The following is a 16,287-nucleotide window of genomic DNA, read 5'->3' as shown; positions in this document are numbered from 1 at the left end:
ATTTATTGTAAAACGATAAATATTATGGTAAATTCTAACTGATAATAAATTAGTGAGGTGCTGTTTATGAAACGGGAAACACTTTTTTTGAAGGTTGCTGTGTTTCTTATGGGGATACCGGTTCTTGCTTTGTGTATATTCTCGGTACCTGCCATCGCGCGTGGATTCTCTGAGATAATTCCTGGGATGGGTTATGTGCAATATCTTGTGTATATTGGTTTATATGCTACCGCGTTGGCGTATTTTCTGGCGTTGTATCAGGCTTATCGGCTCTTGAGCTATATTGATAGAAACGAAGCTTTTTCAAATTTGTCAGTAAAAGCGTTGAAGAATATCAAATACTGTGCCATTGCGATCAGTGGTTTTTATGTGCTTTTGATGCCGATCATTTATCTCTTCGCTGAGTACGACGATGCACCAGGTGTAATCGTAATTGGCATGATAATGATTTTCGGTGCCATGGTGATTGCGGTCTTTGCGGCGGTGCTTCAAAAGCTGTTAAACACCGCCATTGAAATAAAATCAGAAAATGAGTTAACGGTCTGAGGTGATGAACATGGCGATCATTATTAATATTGATGTGATGCTGGCAAAAAGGAAAATGAGTGTGACCCAACTGTCGGAGCGGGTTGGCATCACAATGGCCAATCTTTCGATATTAAAAAATGGGAAGGCAAAGGCGATTCGGGTCTCGACGCTGGATGCGATTTGTAAGGCCTTGGATTGCCAGCCGGGAGATATATTGGAATACCAGCCGGATGAAGACGATCATGAATGATTCCTTGCCGAACTCTTATGTAACAAAGGCTGTTGGCGGCAAAGTCAGAAGAGCGGTAGTACAGCTTTCTCATTTTGGCTGGGAGCAAGCGTTATCCTGCGTGTTCCCGGTGGTTATTTTTGCCTCGTTGGCTATTACACAAATCACTTCTCTTCCTATACTGCCACGGTATGACTGGCTGCTGATTATTTTTCTTCTGATGCAGTGGGTCATGGTGCGTTCCGGCTTGGAAACCCGTGATGAACTCAAAGTGATAACACTATTCCACCTGATTGGACTCGCGCTTGAAATTTTTAAGGTGCATATGGGTTCCTGGTCTTATCCGGAAGAAGGGTATTCCAAAGTGTTTGGTGTGCCTTTGTATAGTGGATTCATGTATGCAAGTGTAGCGAGTTACCTTTGCCAGGCGTGGCGAAGGCTGGAGGTGGAACTGGTTCAGTGGCCTCCATTTTTAATGGTGGTCAGTTTGGCAGCGGCAATCTACCTGAATTTTTTCACGCACCATTTCTGGGTCGATGTACGCTGGATACTCTCCGGGCTTGTAATTATCGTTTTCTGGTGTTCGTGGGTGACTTATTCAGTTAATGGCAGTCGCTACCGTATGCCGCTTGCTCTTTCGTTTGTGCTGATCGGATTTTTTATCTGGATCGCGGAGAATATAGCGACTTTTTTTGACGCATGGGAATACCCGAACCAGACGGAAGCGTGGAGTCTTGTACATCTCGGAAAGGTGAGTTCCTGGCTGTTATTAGTGATTGTCAGCTTCCTGATTGTGGCAACATTGAAGCAAGTAAAAGGGAATATTAGTCGGTAGTCTAAAGTAAATTTTTGACGAAAAAACAATGTATGCATCGATGTGTACGTTTTAAACATATCAACCCTTATCGACTACCATTTTAATGAATCCTTTTGAACTCATATTCGTATAACTACTAACTGCTCGATAGGAGGACATACATATGAAAGTCGAATTCGAAGTTACTGCAATAGGCAGGAGTGATAGTGATTCATCCGTAGACTCTTTTAAAAAAGTCGAACTGGTGCGTGTTCACGAGTTATCAAAAAGTATGACGGTAGCTGAAATAGAAGAGTTATTCAGTTCTCTATGCCAGGAAGTTGAAGAAAGTCATAGGAATTCACATGGATGTGCAGGTAAAATCACCGTTCGTGCAAAGAAAGAAAATGGGGGGCTTACATACCTCGGTTAGAGGCATAGGGGCTGAGGAGAGATTTTGATGTTGAAGGTTTCGAAAATTATTTTAGCTATACTAATCCTTATGTTATCAGGTTATATGTTAATCAGTGAAATTTTGATATGACGTTATTTAATACCTTCTTCTCGGGCTCTATATGTTAGTATCGGTTTGGTAGAAATTAATAAGGGACGGAAAGCTTATGGGTATTTAAGTATAGCAGTTAGTGGGTTTTCATTAATTGTCATATTGCAAGCCTTTATCTTTTGATTGTTTACAAGAATGATAGGTTCGGCTACAATAAGATTAATTTCATATCATACGAACAGGTCCTTAAAAGGAAGCCTTTAAGGTGAAAAGGGGAAGTTGGTGAAAGTCCAACACGGTCCCGCCACTGTAAGCATTCGTTAGAAGAATGTAAGTCAGGATGCCTGCCTGTTTGTCGCAAAGTTTACCCTTCGAGGAAAAAGGGAGGCTTGTAAGTACGTGGAATTCGTATGCTGCATATTCTGCCTATTTATAGTCACACCTTCCTTTAGAGGAAGGTGTTTTTTTTACTTTAAGAATGTTTAACTTTGTTAAAGGATTAAAGTATTAGAAAATCTAAGGCTTTAGCCATAAGTACTTGGCGATAAGCCAAGTTTTTCTAATTGCACTTGTAAATACTGAGGAGGAGATAGAATGCAAAAAAAGCAGGGGTTGACATTGGTTTTTACCGGTGATGGAAAAGGGAAGACGACGGCTGCAACCGGGCTTGCTGTCCGGGCATTAGGCCATGACAAAAAGGTGAAAATGCTGCAATTCATCAAGTCACCAAAGCGGCCTTATGGTGAAAGGAAATCCCTGTTGAAACTGGGTGCTGAGATCATTCAGCTGGGTGAAGGGTTCACCTGGACAAAGACACCGGAAATCCACCGGGAAGCATTAAAAAAAGCGTGGGCTCTTGCCAAGGAAACGGTGCTGTCCGGGGAGTATGATATCGTGATTCTGGATGAACTGAACAATGCGCTTGCGATTGATTCGTTTCCAGTTGATGATGTACTGCCGCTTGAAGAAGTGATTGAACTGATCAACAACAAACCGGAGCATGTCCACCTCGTGATTACTGGCAGAAGTGCGCTCCAGGAAGTAAAGAATGCAGCTGATCTTGTATCGGTCATTGATGTGGAAAAACATTATTATGATGAAGGCATTCCTGCCGTCCGTGGTGTTGAGTTTTGACTGCCCGTCGTGTCGTAGTTGCAGGTGTATCCAGTGGCGCTGGCAAGACGAGTATCGCAATCGGGTTAATGGCTGCGTTAATCAAAAAGGGGCTCACCGTTCAGGGGTTCAAGTGCGGTCCTGATTACATAGACCCTTCCTACCATACCGCCGTAACCGGCCGTCCCTCTCGTAACCTCGATAGCTGGATGCTCCCGGAAGATGTGATGAAAGAAGTATTTGTCAAAGGAAGTGAAGGGGCAGACCTTTCGATCATCGAGGGAGTCATGGGGTTTTATGACGGCAAATCGCCAACATCCAATCAGGGTTCCACGGCAGAAATCAGTACCCTGCTTGGTGCTCCGACGATTCTGATTGTCGACTGCTCAGCGATGGCCCGGAGTGCTGCTGCTATCGTAAAAGGTTTTCAGTTACTGGATCCTGGCGTTACTATTGCCGGAGTGATTGCGAATAAGGTCGGAAGTGAGGGGCATTATCAGCTGATAAAAGAAGCGGTGGAACAGGAATGCGGCATTCCAGTCTGTGGATATCTGTTGAAAGATAAAAGCATCGAGATGCCGGAGCGGCACTTAGGGCTGGTGCCTTCCATCGAGCGCGGGGAACTGGATGAGCAGCTGGACCAGCTTGGAGATGTGGTTGCGGAGACGGTAGACATAGAGCAAATCTATCAGATCAGTGAACAGCCAGCCCTGAAAGCTGAGCCCTCTATGTTTCAGCGTAGAGGCGCAATCGATGTAACCGTAGCCGTAGCACGGGATGAGGCCTTCAACTTCTATTATCAAGAAAATCTGGACTTAATGGAAGCATATGGAGCTCAGGTTGTTTATTTTTCTCCTTTAAAAGGAGAGGTGCTTCCTCCTGAAGCGGATGGTGTTTATTTAGGGGGCGGATTCCCGGAGCAATTTGCTGAGCAGCTGGCGGAAAACCGAGCAGTCAGGCAGTCCGTTAGGGAGGCAATTGAAAATGGTCTTCCTGTATTGGCAGAATGCGGAGGATTGATGTATTTGTCTGAGTCGATCACGACGATTGATGGGAACACCTACCCGATGGCAGGGGTGCTACCTGGTAAGACGGAAATGCAGACGAAACTAGCAGCCCTTGGATACCGGGAAATCTCTGGACTACCAAACAACTATCTTTTCAACGACGGTATGGAAGTACGTGGACATGAGTTCCATTATTCCATTTTTACACCAACAGGTGAGCTGCCTGGAGCTTATCGGGTGAAGAGCAGGTTCGGAACGGGTGAGGAAGGATCTCTTTATAAAAATGTGGTTGCCGGTTATACACACATCCATTTTGCCTCTAACCCCGATGTACTGGAGAACTTTTTGCGTCTTTGCAAGGAGCAGCGGAATGAGGAGTGAAAAAGCAATGCCGGTCATGATCCAGGGAACCCATTCCGATGCAGGAAAAAGCATCCTCGTCACTGCCCTGTGCCGGATTTTCACGGAAGATGGCTGGCGGACGGCTCCGTTCAAGTCGCAGAACATGGCGCTCAATTCCTACATAACCGTCGATGGAAAAGAAATTGGACGGGCTCAGGGCGTCCAGGCGGAAGCGGCTGGGATCACGGCAACCACGGATATGAATCCTGTTCTGATCAAGCCGAACCGGGATAACGATGCACAGATTGTCGTTCATGGTAAGCCGGTGTCAAACATGAAGGCAAGCGCCTACCGCTCGGAATACTATGATACTGCCAAACAAATAATCACAGAGGCATACCACCGGCTTGCTGGCAAGTATGACCGGATTGTCATCGAGGGGGCCGGCAGTCCGGCTGAGGTCAACCTGAATGACCGGGAGCTTGTGAATATGAGCGTTGCAAAAATGGCCGACGCACCGGTCATATTAGTGGGAGACATTGATAAAGGCGGGGTGTTCGCCAGTCTCGTTGGAACGCTCCAGCTTTTGCCGGAACGAGAACGCGACCGTGTAATTGGGGTTGTCATCAATAAGTTCCGGGGCGACAAAAAGCTGCTGGATCCAGGGTTGGAGTGGTTTGAAGCGTATACTGGAAAACCGGTGCTTGGTGTCATTCCTCATATCCATGACCTTCAAATCGAGGCGGAGGATTCGTTAAGCCTAAGCCGTTATACGAGGAGCAGGAACACGGACAAACCGATTGACATTGCTGTCATTGAATACCCGAAGATTTCTAATTTTACCGACATTGACCCGTTCCTGTTTGAACAGGATTGTCATGTTCGTTTTGTAAAAGAAGCAGGGGAGCTGAAGCGGCCGAATGTCATCATTATGCCTGGAAGCAAGAATACGATCGAGGATCTTATCTATGTGCAAGACAAAAGGCTGGACAAGGCTATCACCTTAGCCCGGGAACTAGGAGCTATCGTGGTTGGTATTTGCGGCGGGTATCAAATGCTCGGAAACAAAGTAAGAGATCCTTATCAGGTGGAGACCAATCTTGAGGAAGTCCAGGGGCTTAACTTGTTGCCGATTGAAACGACTCTTTCCAGACACAAAAAGACGGTCCGATCAAGTGGGATCGTGAAATGGAGGGCCCATAACATTCCTGTAAAAGGATATGAAATCCACATGGGAACAACGGTTGCCGAGGATACTGTAAGTAATTTCATTACCATGGATGACGGACAGACAGATGGCGCAAGAAACAACAACGTAATCGGCACTTATTTCCATGGGATCTTCCATAACGACATCTTTCGGAGAGATTTCTTGAATTCGCTCCGAATAAAAAAAGGGCTGGAGCCACTTCAGTCATCGACCTCAGTCCAGCATTTTCAGGAACAGGAATTCGAACGGTTGGCAGCGCATGTCCGCAAGGCTATTGATATACCGAAGCTTTATGAACGACTATCTACTTATGAAACAGTCGGGGGAGTAAAATGAATAAACAACTGCAGGGAATCATCCAATCAGTCAAACCAGTAAGCAAGGAAAGAATCACTGAAACTGCCCATTACCTGGACACGTTGACAAAACCGCCGGGAAGCCTGGGGAGGCTGGAGGAAATCGCTAAACAGCTTGCCGGCATCACTGATCAGGGAGCACCAGAGGTGTCCCCGCCGGGAATCCTGGTGTTTGCCGGTGATCACGGCATTGTGGAAGAGGGGGTTTCTGCTTTTCCGCAGGAAGTCACCATCCAGATGATCAGGAATTTTCTTGATGGCGGGGCAGCGATCAATGTCTTTGCCCGGCAAATTGGTGCATCCCTACAGGTAGTCGATGTCGGTGCTGCCGGTGAGATAGACGATGATCGTCTCGTTTCAAGAAAAATAGCTGCTGGCACAGCGAATTTTTTAAAAACGGATGCCATGACTGAAACACAAATGGAAGCGGCGATATTGGCAGGTGCTGAGTCAGCGACCACGATGATTGCCCGGGGAATAAAATGCCTCATATTAGGTGAGATGGGTATCGGAAACACAACAGCTGCCAGTGCCCTTGTGGCTGTACTTACAGGCTGCAGCGTGGAGCAGACGGTTGGTCATGGAACAGGCATTTCAGCAGAGAAAAAGCTGCATAAAAGCAGGATCATTGGAGAAGCGATCAGGCTTCGCGACCCAAACCCTGAAAATCCTTTAGATGTGCTCAAAAAGCTGGGCGGCTATGAAATTGCCGCCATATCAGGGGCGATTCTGGCAGCTGCACAAGCCAGAATTCCTGTGATTATGGATGGATTTATCTGTACATCCGGTGCCATGATCGCTGTCAGGCTTAACCCGTACATAAAAGATTATCTGTTTGCGGGGCACGTATCACAAGAACCAGGCCATAAAATAGCTTTGGCGGACATCGGGTCCAATCCGTTATTGCATCTAGGGCTGAAGCTTGGTGAAGGGACAGGTGCGGCCCTTGCCTTTCCGGTGCTGGAAGCGGCAGTAAGAATGCGGAATGAAATGGCTACCTTCGATGAGGCCAGCGTTACGAACAAGTGACCACGAAAAGGCCTATTAAAATGAGGTGGATTATTGAAAAGAACAAACCGTGGTTGATAAATAGAAAGGAAGTATGTGAAAAATGATGGCAAGTAAAGCGAAAATATCGTTATTTTCTATACTGCTGGCAGTCCTGTTCGCTCTGATGGTCGGATGCGGGGTGTCAGAAGAAGGAAACGAAGGCAAGGAAAGTACGAATGAACCAGCAGACCAAAGTGAAGAAACGCAAGGGGAAGCTTCTGGGGACTCCTTCCCGGTGACCGTGGAAGATGGGTCGGGCGAGCAGGTGGAAATAGAGTCAGAACCGGAAACGATTGTTTCAGTACAGGCCAGTAACACGGAAATCGCTTTTGCACTCGGTCAGGGAGAGAAAATGATCGGTGTCTCGGATTACTGTAATTACCCGGCAGAAACAGAAGACATTGAAAAGGTCGGCGGCCAGGAAATGAATGTCGAAAAGATTCTGTCACTGATGCCGGATATGGTGCTGGTAACCACCTTCCACCATGAAAATCATGCCGCCGTACTCGAGCAATTTGAGGAAGCTGGCATCGATGTTGTGGTCGTTGATGATGCTAATTCATTCGATGGCGTGTATGACAATATTCAACTTGTTGGAAAAGCAACAGGAAGTTCAGACGAGGCGACTGCACTCATAGAAGATATGGAAACACGCTTAGCTGATGTGAAAAAAACAGCACAACAAGTGGAAGAGAAGAAAAAGGTTTGGGTCGAAGTCGCGCCTGCCCCTGATATTTTCACAACTGGTTCAGGGACGTTCATGCACGAAATGCTGGAAGCGATCAACGCAGAAAACGCAGCCAAAGAGGAAGAAGGATGGGTCAAGTTTACAGAAGAAGAAGCAGTAAACTTAGATCCCGAAGTAATCATTACGACCTATGGTTATTATGTTGACAACCCAGAAAATCAGGTGCTGGAACGCGAGGGGTGGAGTGAAGTGCCTGCGGTTGAAGACGAGCAGGTTTTTGATGTCGACAATGACACCGTTACAAGACCCGGCCCACGTTTAATCGATGGAGTGGAGAGACTTGGAGAACTCATTTACCCGGAAGTTTTCAGTGAATAAAACAGTATGGATGTATATATTCAGTGGAGGGTTTGTACTTAGTGCAGCCCTTCTTGGTTTATTTGTCAGCAGTGTATCTTTTCCTTTGACTGCTGTTCTGGACGTGCTGGCAGAGGAAATGTTCGGGAGTGACATCTTCGGGCATGAGGCAGCCAGTAATATCGAGGTCATCATATGGGAAATACGTTTTCCCCGGGTGTTGCTGGCGTTATTCGTCGGAGCTTCGTTATCGATTGCCGGCGCATCTTTCCAGGGACTCTTAAGAAATCCGCTGGCCGACCCGTACACGATCGGTGTTTCGTCAGGAGCGGCACTTGGGGCAGTTGCCGTACTTTATTTTCAAATCTCCATCGCTTTTCTGGGGAGCTATACTCTACCTGTCGTTGCTATACTAGGCGGGTTCATCACGATGATGATCGTTTTTATTATCACCAGGCTCTCCAGCCGTGATTTGAATATTGAGACGATCATCCTTGCTGGGATCATTATCAGCGCCTTCATCGGTGCAGTCATCTCCCTGATTATCGCACTCAGCGACAGAGAGGATATGCGCCAGATTCTTTACTGGCTGATGGGAAACATCGGCATGAGAGGGTGGAGTCACGTACAGCTGATCGTTCCGTTCTTCATCGTGGGTGTCATTCTCCTGTTGTCACGCACGCATGACCTGAATGCTTTTGCACTGGGGGAGGAATCAGCCAGTCACCTCGGAGTGAATGTCCAGGGTGGAAAGGTGCTTGTTTTAGTGGGAGCATCGTTACTGACGGGTGCATCTGTGGCTGTTTCGGGTTCAATAGGATTCGTCGGCCTTGTGATTCCGCACTTTGTCCGACTGATCACGGGTCCGGATCATAAGCATGTCCTGCCGTTATCGATGCTGACAGGAGGTGGATTTCTTGTCCTGGCTGATTTAATTTCGAGGTCGATTATCGCACCGAAGGAACTGCCGATTGGTGTCATTACCGCTTTGATTGGCGCGCCGATATTTGCTGTGTTACTGGTTCGTGAACGGATGAAAAAGGGGTGAAGACATGATAGAAGTGAACAGCCTGTCAGGCGGTTACCAGAAGGAAGATATCCTGAAAGATATTAACCTGACGATAGAAGAAGGGGATTTCTTTGCATTGATTGGGCCGAATGGCAGTGGAAAAACGACGCTGCTGAGGCTGATGACGGGAGCATTAGAGCCTTCCGATGGGAGCATACATGTATCTGGAAAAACGATTCAATCGTACTCCTCCAGAAAAAAAGCCGAAATCATGGCGGTTCTGTCCCAAAGTTCGCATGTGGAATTTGATTTTTCTGTGGGGGAAATTGTCATGCTTGGGCGCTACCCGCATCAGAAAGGGTTGATCAAGCATATTTCTCCCAGGGACAAGGAAGTCGTTTCCGAAGTGATGAAGCAGACGGAAGTTTATCATTATCGAAACAAGCCGTTCAAGTGGCTGAGCGGCGGGGAAAAGCAGCGCGTACTGATGGCCAAAGCGCTGGCCCAGGAGCCTAGAATCCTGTTTTTAGATGAGCCGACCAACCATTTGGACGTCAAACACACGGTCGATATGCTGCAGCACTTGAAAGAGCACCAGAAAAATCGCCAGATGACAATTGTCGCCATCCTCCATGATCTGAACACGGCAGCTTTGTTTGCTGACAAGTTTGCTGCGCTTCTTCAAGGACGGCTGGTGAAAAAGGGTAATCTCTCTGTATTAAAAAATGAAGCTTTATTGCAAAAAGTATATGGGGTTGATATCAAGCATCATAGCCATCCTACGCTTGCAAAACCCCAGATGCTCGTCGCTCCTGAAGAAATGCAGGATCCGAATCTTCATGCCTTGGAGGCTGAGGTGGAGCAAAATGAGAAGTACATTCATATTGCCTTCCCTCGTCCGCTCCGGGTGCTATCCAACGCGGTTTCAGGGGGAGGGTTGCAGTGGCACAGCCATTTTTGTAATTTTCACGTGCCAAAAAACTACGATTGTCAGGACCCTGCCGCCGATGTACTCGGCTGGCTGGAGGAAGCGAACATTCCTGCCGGTGACACATTGGGGATGATGACGGCAGTCAAGCTTGCGGATCAGGCGTTCGTAAGAGAGAGAATAATGGACATGCCTGTTTTCACGGTCGTTACCGCCGGTGTCGGCAATGCAGTAGATATTACAGAAAATCACCCGGCAGAGGAAGAATGGCAAGTCGGTACCATTAATATCATGGTGTTTCTTGATGCCCATTTGACGGATGGTGCATTCGTCAATGCTGTCCAGTCCGCAACCGAAGCAAAAACGAAGGCACTGGCGGACATGCAGGTTGCAGACCCGTCTACAAAGACCATTGCCACTGGCACATCAACCGACAGCATCGCTATTGCTGCAACCCAACAGGGAGAATCAAGCCCGTATGCAGGCTCCGGAACCAGAGTAGGAAAAGCGATTGGACAAAGTGTCTACCGTGCTGTCACCGAAGCGATCGAAAACTATCGACAGAGGACGGACAAGTAGATGGGTTTCTTGGAATATCACCTGTATCTTATCCTGGCTGCGATTGTACTCGAGTTAGTTATCGGTGATCCGAAATTTTTCCCTCATCCGGTAGTCATCATAGGAAAAATGATTGCTTTTATGGATAAAAAATGGAACAAGGAAAAGCACCGAAGGGCGAAGGGTTTCCTGCTGCTTGGGGCTGTTACTGTTATAACCTATATTTCAATTGGCATGGTTGTATACCTGGCTGGACGGGTTTCTTTCTGGGCAGGAGCGGCGCTGGAGGTATACTTAATCTCCTCTACGATAGCGATCAAAGGCTTACAGCAGGCAGGTGAAGAAGTAGGTAACCCTTTACGTGAAGGCGACCTTCCTTTGGCACGGAAGAAACTCAGCTATATCGTTGGCCGCGATACGGAAGCGTTAGACGAGTCGGAAATTGTTCGTGGAACAGTTGAAACGGTTGCAGAGAATACAGTGGATGGCATTACCGCTCCGATATTCTGGGCGCTGATCGGGGGAGCCCCGCTTGCCATGGTCTACCGGGCCGTAAACACACTCGATTCCATGGTCGGGTATAAAAATGAGCGATATGAAGCATTCGGGTTTGCTTCTGCGCGCTTTGATGACTTGGTCAACTGGATACCTGCAAGGATGACGGCTGTTTGTATGTGGCTAGCTGCCTGGTTTTACCCCACCCGGAAGAAAGGGAATGCCTGGCGGGTCACATTACGTGATGCCAGCAAGCACCCAAGTCCGAACAGTGGCTGGCCGGAGGCGATGACCGCAGGTTTGCTCGGTGTCCAGCTTGGCGGTGTCAATACTTATAAAGGAGTCGTATCCAATCGTAGCAAAATCGGTAACCCACTAACAGAACTGAAAACAGAACATATTGCCCAGTCGATTACCATCATGCATGGCGGCTGGCTGGTATTTATTCTATTTTTAAGCGGATGGTTAATCGTAAATTAAGGAGGAAACGTTATGGTATTACCTGCACACGGGGGACAGCCTGGCCGTATTGCCGCTTCTATTGGCATGGAAGCGGAAGGGAAAGTCTATGATTTCAGTGCCAATATTAATCCTATTGGTCCGCCGGCCTGGCTGGCCGAGCAGCTTCCCCGGCTGATGAAGGAAATAGCGAACTATCCAGACCCGGAATATAAAGAGGCGTACGCTGCTCTTTCCAGACAAGAAGGGATGAGTGCGGAACAGCTGCTTTTGACCAATGGAGGAGCGGAAGCCATTTTTCTAATCGCCCAGTTATTTCATGGCAAAAAAGCCTTGATAATCGATCCGACTTTTTCTGAATATGAGAGGGCCTGTCATGCATTCGACTTGGAGATTACACAACTCCGGTTAAATCAGTCGTTTCAGTTTCCAGTGGAAGCGATGGCGCAGGTAGTGCCTGGTGTGGATGTCGTATTCCTATGCCGTCCGAATAATCCGACGGGAACGTTTTTGTCTTTTACAGAGTTGGAATATTTACTAAAACTCGGATTGGAGACGGACACGACGATTGTCATAGATGAAGCATTTGTGCATTTTCTTTTTGAAACGGAGCTTTTCGTTAAGAATCTGCTCACTCTCTATCCTAACCTGATTGTCCTTCGGTCGTTAACAAAGATTTTTGCCATACCCGGCCTGCGGGCAGGCTATATCATGGCTGGAGGTGGCTGGATCCAGAAACTGCAGAAAAAGCAGCCGCCATGGAGCGTCAATGGGATAACAGCGGGCTTATTACCAGCACTGCTGTCTGATGAAACCTTTATGGCAAAGACGAAAGACTGGCTGAAGGGGGAGTGTGAGAAACTTGCGGATCACCTGTCAGCTCTTGGTTTTTTACATACCGTATCAAGCGTTAATTTCTATTTACTGAAGGACGGTAACAGACCGGACGAAACAGAGAAGCTGTTCGGGTTTTTAGTAGCAAATAACATCGTTCCCAGGCATACAGACAATTTCAAAGGCCTGTATGGCCGTTACCTGAGGTTTGCTGTCAGGAGTGCGGAAGAAAATGATTACCTTCTTTACGTACTGAGGAAATGGAGGGAAGCATCGTGATCACTTTCATTTCCGGTGGTGCTCGTTCGGGAAAAAGCAGTTTTGCAGAAAAGCTGGCACTGGAAAGCTATCACAAACATAAGGTTGGAAATTTGTATTACATCGCAACTTCCTTGCCATCTGATGAAGAAATGAAGGCACGGATTGCCCGCCATCGCAACGATCGGGAAGAAGAATGGCAGACCATCGAGGCTCCGATACATATAAAAGATAGTTTACAAGAAATACAAAAAGAAAGTACCGTACTGATTGATTGCCTGACAGTATGGCTGGGTAACAGACTTTATATCGACCAGGCAGACTGGGAGACCATCATCCAGGAAGTGAGCGGCTGGCTCCAGGCGGCCAGGGGACGGCAATTGAACCTGTATGTGGTGTCCAATGACATTAATGAAGGAGTGCCGGCGAGTTCACGCAGTGTTGCTGCCTATATTTACATGCTGGCGAAGCTGCACCAGCATATCATTGCAAGCTCAAAGGAAGTCTATCAGGTGATTGCCGGTCTTCCTGTGAAATGGAAGGATGGTTGAATGAAAGCTTTAAGCTATGGGCTGGTACTTGCTCTGCAATTTTTGACCCGTATTCCTATGCCCGTGTCCGTTCCTTGGGAAAAAGCCGTCTTAAAGGGTGCATTAAAGTCTTTCAGTTTAGTAGGGTTTATCCTGGGTATCCTGGTAGTTGCGGTTTATGCTCTTATAGGTGGCTGGCTGCCGGCATGGTTTACGGCCCTTATGCTGCTTTCTATTTGGACGGCGCTGACTGGAGGGCTCCACCTGGACGGGTTGATGGATGTGGCGGATGCTGCCGGCTCGAATGCACCCGTCGAAAAGAAGCTGGCAATTATGAAAGACCCCCACGTCGGAAGCTTCGCGATGCTGACTGCGATTTTTTATCTGTTATGGAAACTGGCGCTCATTTATGGCCTGCTGACCGCTAGTACTATCGATGTACAACTGGCTGCCGGGATGTTCGTACTGATACCGGCCTGCAGCAGGTACCTGGCCATTCTCCTGTTACGAACGACCCCGACGATCAAACGGGAAGGTCTTGCCTGCACGTGGCAGGAACACCTGTCGACTGTGGATGTTCTCATTGGTCTTATACCGATTGTTGTAATCGTCGTGATTGTTCCGCAGGCCTGGCTGCTTCTGGCTGGTTATGGATTATTTTTCTATTTCCTACGGAGATGGTTTATTAACAAATTCGAGGGAATCAATGGCGATATGCTAGGCACTGCAATTGAAGGAGGAGAGCTATGGGGACTTTTGATGTTGTATCTATTTATTTTATTCGTCACGGGATGACGCAATGGAACATAGAAAAGCGTTATCTCGGACACTCGGATGAGCCAATACTGCCGGAACTTCTGCATGATTCTCGATTATTGAAGCAGCAATTATCGGCCCTGTCGTTTGATCAGATTTTTACGAGTGACCTGAGACGATGCATGGAAACGGCCGAATACCTTGTTCCAAATAAGCCAGCATGTGCCGATCCGAACCTGCGTGAAATGAATTTTGGTGATTGGGAAGGTTATACGCATCAGGAACTCCAGAACGACCTTCGTTATCAACACTGGATTTCACAGTGGCAGACATCGTCCCCGCCTAATGGGGAAGACTATCCTTCGTTCAGAAGGCGAGTCCGTTCATTTCTAATAGAATTACTGGCAATTAATAATAGTAGAAACGTGTTAGTAGTCACTCATGGTGGTATTATTCGTGAAATCATGAACGGTTTTATTCCGGGTTTAACTTTTACAGCTACAAAAATCCCCAACGGGGGCGGGATTCGTATGGTTTTCAAACAGGATGGAGGTGACTGGAAATGCAGCTCGTGGTCGGTGGTGCCTATAGTGGGAAAAGAAAGTTTGTGAATGAAGAGTTTTCTGATTGTCAGTGGCTTTCCGCATATGAAAACCAGCCATTGGACCAATGGAAGTTAATCGATAACACCGCTGACTCGCCTTTCGTAATCGAAGGATGGGAAGTGTGGATACGAGAGGAATGGAAGAAAGCCGGCGAGTTGGAATCCGTGAGAAAACATTTCGAATCGATATTGTCAGAAATGCAGCACGTCGAAAAACGGACCCAGCAGCCGGTTATTTTGATTATGCTTGAAATGGGCCGTGGTGTTGTCCCCTTGGACAAGGATGACCGGGCCTGGCGAGACTTATCGGGGTGGGTACTGCAGGTAGCGGCAGAGAAAGCGGAATCTGTTCATTATTGCTGGCATGGCCTGTCGAGGCAGTTGAAATAAGATGAGAGTTTGTTTTGTCAGGCATGGAGAAACAGACTGGAATACAGAAGGAAAACTGCAAGGGCATACAGCGACATCACTTAATGAAACAGGAATCCGGCAAACCCGTCAATGTGCAGAACAGTTAGCGGTGGAAACGTGGGACGTGATTCTCAGCAGTCCATTACAGCGGGCAAGGGAATCAGCTCATATCCTTTCTGACTGTATGGGGGTCCCCCATTTCGTTTCGCCTCTTTTTACAGAACTTGATTATGGCCATTGGAATGGTCAACCCCGGGAAAGTTTAATCCATAATCAAGCATTCAGGAAATGGTATGACATGGCAATGCATAAGTTGGAAAAACAGGTTAATAGCGAGTGGAAGGCCCTCTGTCATGCTTATAGAGATGACGCTATTGTTGTGGTGACGCATGGATTAGTGATCCAGCAGCTGGAGAAGGTGCTGGACAAGAAGTGTACATCAGCCGGTGAGCTTGTTTCCAATGGTAGTTTCATATATATTACATTATAACTATCTATTTTCAGGTTAAGGGGGAGAGCGATGTTTTCGAAAGAAGAACGGGATGCAATCTATAAAGTTATTTATACTCGAAGAGATATTCGAAGTTTTTTACCCAAACCTATAGAAGAAGATGTCATTCAACGAATTCTTGAAGCAGCTCACCATGCACCATCGGTAGGGTTTATGCAGCCATGGAGTTATATTTTAATATCGTCATCTGAAATCAAAGAACAGTTAGCCTGGGCGGCCGATAAGGAAAGACGGGCACTAGCCATTCATTATGAAGGGGAAAGAGAGACTAAATTCCTCAGTCTGAAAGTCGAAGGTTTAAAGGAAGCCCCTCTGACGATTTGTGTGACATGTGACCCCACCAGAGGAGGTTCACATGTATTAGGCCGTAATTCTATTCCGGAAACCGATGCCTTATCGACAGCGTGTTCGATACAGAACATGTGGCTGGCAGCGTGTGCGGAAGGCCTGGCCATGGGCTGGGTGAGTTTTTATAAAAAGAATGATGTTCGTGATATTCTCGATATACCGCCGCACGTGGACCCACTCGCACTTCTTTCGGTAGGTTACACGGATACGTATCCAGACAAGCCTATTTTAGAAAAAGCGGACTGGGAAAAAAGATCAGACTTGGATAACCTTATTTTTGAAGATCAGTGGGGCAGGAAATCATCGTAAGAACCTGGCTGCTAAGGTAATAACATATGTTAGTGGGAAAGAGTTATCCCTTTATAATTGTCTCTTTTAAGAAATTTTTTTCTAGTAAACGATGAA

20 protein-coding genes and 1 riboswitch are annotated in these 16,287 nt (G+C 47.0%); all 20 genes read left to right on the top strand.

The window, feature by feature from the left end:
- The first annotated feature begins 66 nt into the window (after positions 1-66).
- The 20 genes from ACGTNI_RS02085 (at position 67) to bluB (ending at position 16,191) form a co-directional block, all read left to right on the top strand.
- Complete coding sequence (locus ACGTNI_RS02085) at positions 67-546, top strand: DUF2975 domain-containing protein (protein WP_394459673.1); 480 nt, start codon at positions 67-69, stop codon at positions 544-546.
- A 10-nt stretch (positions 547-556) separates the two neighbouring features.
- Positions 557-778 (top strand): helix-turn-helix domain-containing protein, encoded by a 222-nt coding sequence (locus tag ACGTNI_RS02080; protein WP_394459671.1) that lies wholly within the window; start codon positions 557-559, stop codon positions 776-778.
- Positions 771-1,592 (top strand): DUF817 domain-containing protein, encoded by an 822-nt coding sequence (locus ACGTNI_RS02075; RefSeq protein WP_394459845.1) that lies wholly within the window; start codon positions 771-773, stop codon positions 1,590-1,592. The genes ACGTNI_RS02080 and ACGTNI_RS02075 overlap by 8 nt, the downstream gene beginning before the upstream one ends.
- A gap of 145 nt (positions 1,593-1,737) precedes the next feature.
- Positions 1,738-1,986, top strand: a complete 249-nt coding sequence (locus ACGTNI_RS02070) for a hypothetical protein (protein WP_394459669.1) — start codon at positions 1,738-1,740, stop codon at positions 1,984-1,986.
- A gap of 120 nt (positions 1,987-2,106) precedes the next feature.
- Positions 2,107-2,241: a DUF3953 domain-containing protein gene (locus ACGTNI_RS02065; protein ID WP_394459843.1), complete on the top strand. Its 135-nt coding sequence runs from the start codon at positions 2,107-2,109 to the stop codon at positions 2,239-2,241.
- A 40-nt stretch (positions 2,242-2,281) separates the two neighbouring features.
- A riboswitch (cobalamin riboswitch) is annotated at positions 2,282-2,424 on the top strand.
- Between the two features lie 228 nt (positions 2,425-2,652).
- Positions 2,653-3,192 (top strand): cob(I)yrinic acid a,c-diamide adenosyltransferase, encoded by a 540-nt coding sequence (locus tag ACGTNI_RS02060; protein WP_394459667.1) that lies wholly within the window; start codon positions 2,653-2,655, stop codon positions 3,190-3,192.
- On the top strand, positions 3,189-4,559 hold the full coding sequence (locus ACGTNI_RS02055; RefSeq protein WP_394459665.1) for a cobyrinic acid a,c-diamide synthase CobB: 1,371 nt from the start codon (positions 3,189-3,191) through the stop codon (positions 4,557-4,559). Before ACGTNI_RS02060 ends, ACGTNI_RS02055 begins: the two co-directional genes overlap by 4 nt.
- Entirely contained in the window at positions 4,549-6,066 is a 1,518-nt protein-coding gene (locus ACGTNI_RS02050; protein WP_394459663.1) for a cobyric acid synthase, read from the top strand. Before ACGTNI_RS02055 ends, ACGTNI_RS02050 begins: the two co-directional genes overlap by 11 nt.
- Complete coding sequence (cobT, locus tag ACGTNI_RS02045; protein WP_394459661.1) at positions 6,063-7,115, top strand: nicotinate-nucleotide--dimethylbenzimidazole phosphoribosyltransferase; 1,053 nt, start codon at positions 6,063-6,065, stop codon at positions 7,113-7,115. Before ACGTNI_RS02050 ends, cobT begins: the two co-directional genes overlap by 4 nt.
- Positions 7,116-7,197: 82 nt before the next feature.
- Positions 7,198-8,202 carry an ABC transporter substrate-binding protein gene (locus ACGTNI_RS02040; RefSeq protein WP_394459659.1) on the top strand — a complete coding sequence of 335 codons (1,005 nt, stop codon included), beginning with the start codon at positions 7,198-7,200 and terminating at the stop codon, positions 8,200-8,202.
- Positions 8,165-9,229: a FecCD family ABC transporter permease gene (locus ACGTNI_RS02035; protein WP_394459657.1), complete on the top strand. Its 1,065-nt coding sequence runs from the start codon at positions 8,165-8,167 to the stop codon at positions 9,227-9,229. Before ACGTNI_RS02040 ends, ACGTNI_RS02035 begins: the two co-directional genes overlap by 38 nt.
- A 4-nt stretch (positions 9,230-9,233) precedes the next feature.
- Positions 9,234-10,697: an adenosylcobinamide amidohydrolase gene (locus ACGTNI_RS02030; protein ID WP_394459655.1), complete on the top strand. Its 1,464-nt coding sequence runs from the start codon at positions 9,234-9,236 to the stop codon at positions 10,695-10,697.
- Positions 10,698-11,651 (top strand): adenosylcobinamide-phosphate synthase CbiB, encoded by a 954-nt coding sequence (gene cbiB / locus ACGTNI_RS02025; RefSeq protein WP_394459653.1) that lies wholly within the window; start codon positions 10,698-10,700, stop codon positions 11,649-11,651.
- Positions 11,652-11,663: 12 nt separating this feature from the next.
- Entirely contained in the window at positions 11,664-12,743 is a 1,080-nt protein-coding gene (gene cobD, locus ACGTNI_RS02020; RefSeq protein WP_394459651.1) for a threonine-phosphate decarboxylase CobD, read from the top strand.
- Entirely contained in the window at positions 12,740-13,273 is a 534-nt protein-coding gene (locus tag ACGTNI_RS02015) for a bifunctional adenosylcobinamide kinase/adenosylcobinamide-phosphate guanylyltransferase (protein WP_394459649.1), read from the top strand. Before cobD ends, ACGTNI_RS02015 begins: the two co-directional genes overlap by 4 nt.
- Complete coding sequence (gene cobS / locus ACGTNI_RS02010) at positions 13,274-14,047, top strand: adenosylcobinamide-GDP ribazoletransferase (RefSeq protein WP_394459647.1); 774 nt, start codon at positions 13,274-13,276, stop codon at positions 14,045-14,047.
- Positions 13,999-14,619 (top strand): histidine phosphatase family protein, encoded by a 621-nt coding sequence (locus tag ACGTNI_RS02005; RefSeq protein WP_394459645.1) that lies wholly within the window; start codon positions 13,999-14,001, stop codon positions 14,617-14,619. The genes cobS and ACGTNI_RS02005 overlap by 49 nt, the downstream gene beginning before the upstream one ends.
- On the top strand, positions 14,571-15,002 hold the full coding sequence (locus tag ACGTNI_RS02000; protein WP_394459643.1) for a bifunctional adenosylcobinamide kinase/adenosylcobinamide-phosphate guanylyltransferase: 432 nt from the start codon (positions 14,571-14,573) through the stop codon (positions 15,000-15,002). Before ACGTNI_RS02005 ends, ACGTNI_RS02000 begins: the two co-directional genes overlap by 49 nt.
- A 1-nt stretch (position 15,003) precedes the next feature.
- Positions 15,004-15,513, top strand: a complete 510-nt coding sequence (locus ACGTNI_RS01995) for a histidine phosphatase family protein (protein ID WP_394459641.1) — start codon at positions 15,004-15,006, stop codon at positions 15,511-15,513.
- Positions 15,514-15,543: 30 nt separating this feature from the next.
- Positions 15,544-16,191: a 5,6-dimethylbenzimidazole synthase gene (gene bluB, locus ACGTNI_RS01990; RefSeq protein ID WP_394459639.1), complete on the top strand. Its 648-nt coding sequence runs from the start codon at positions 15,544-15,546 to the stop codon at positions 16,189-16,191.
- Positions 16,192-16,287: the final 96 nt, after the last annotated feature.

The organism is Thalassobacillus sp. B23F22_16, from assembly GCF_043496955.1.
Taxonomy (GTDB): Bacteria; Bacillota; Bacilli; order Bacillales; family Halobacillaceae; genus Thalassobacillus; species Thalassobacillus devorans_A.
Note: the sequence above shows the minus strand (reverse complement) of the source record. Positions and strands in the feature narration are given on the sequence as shown.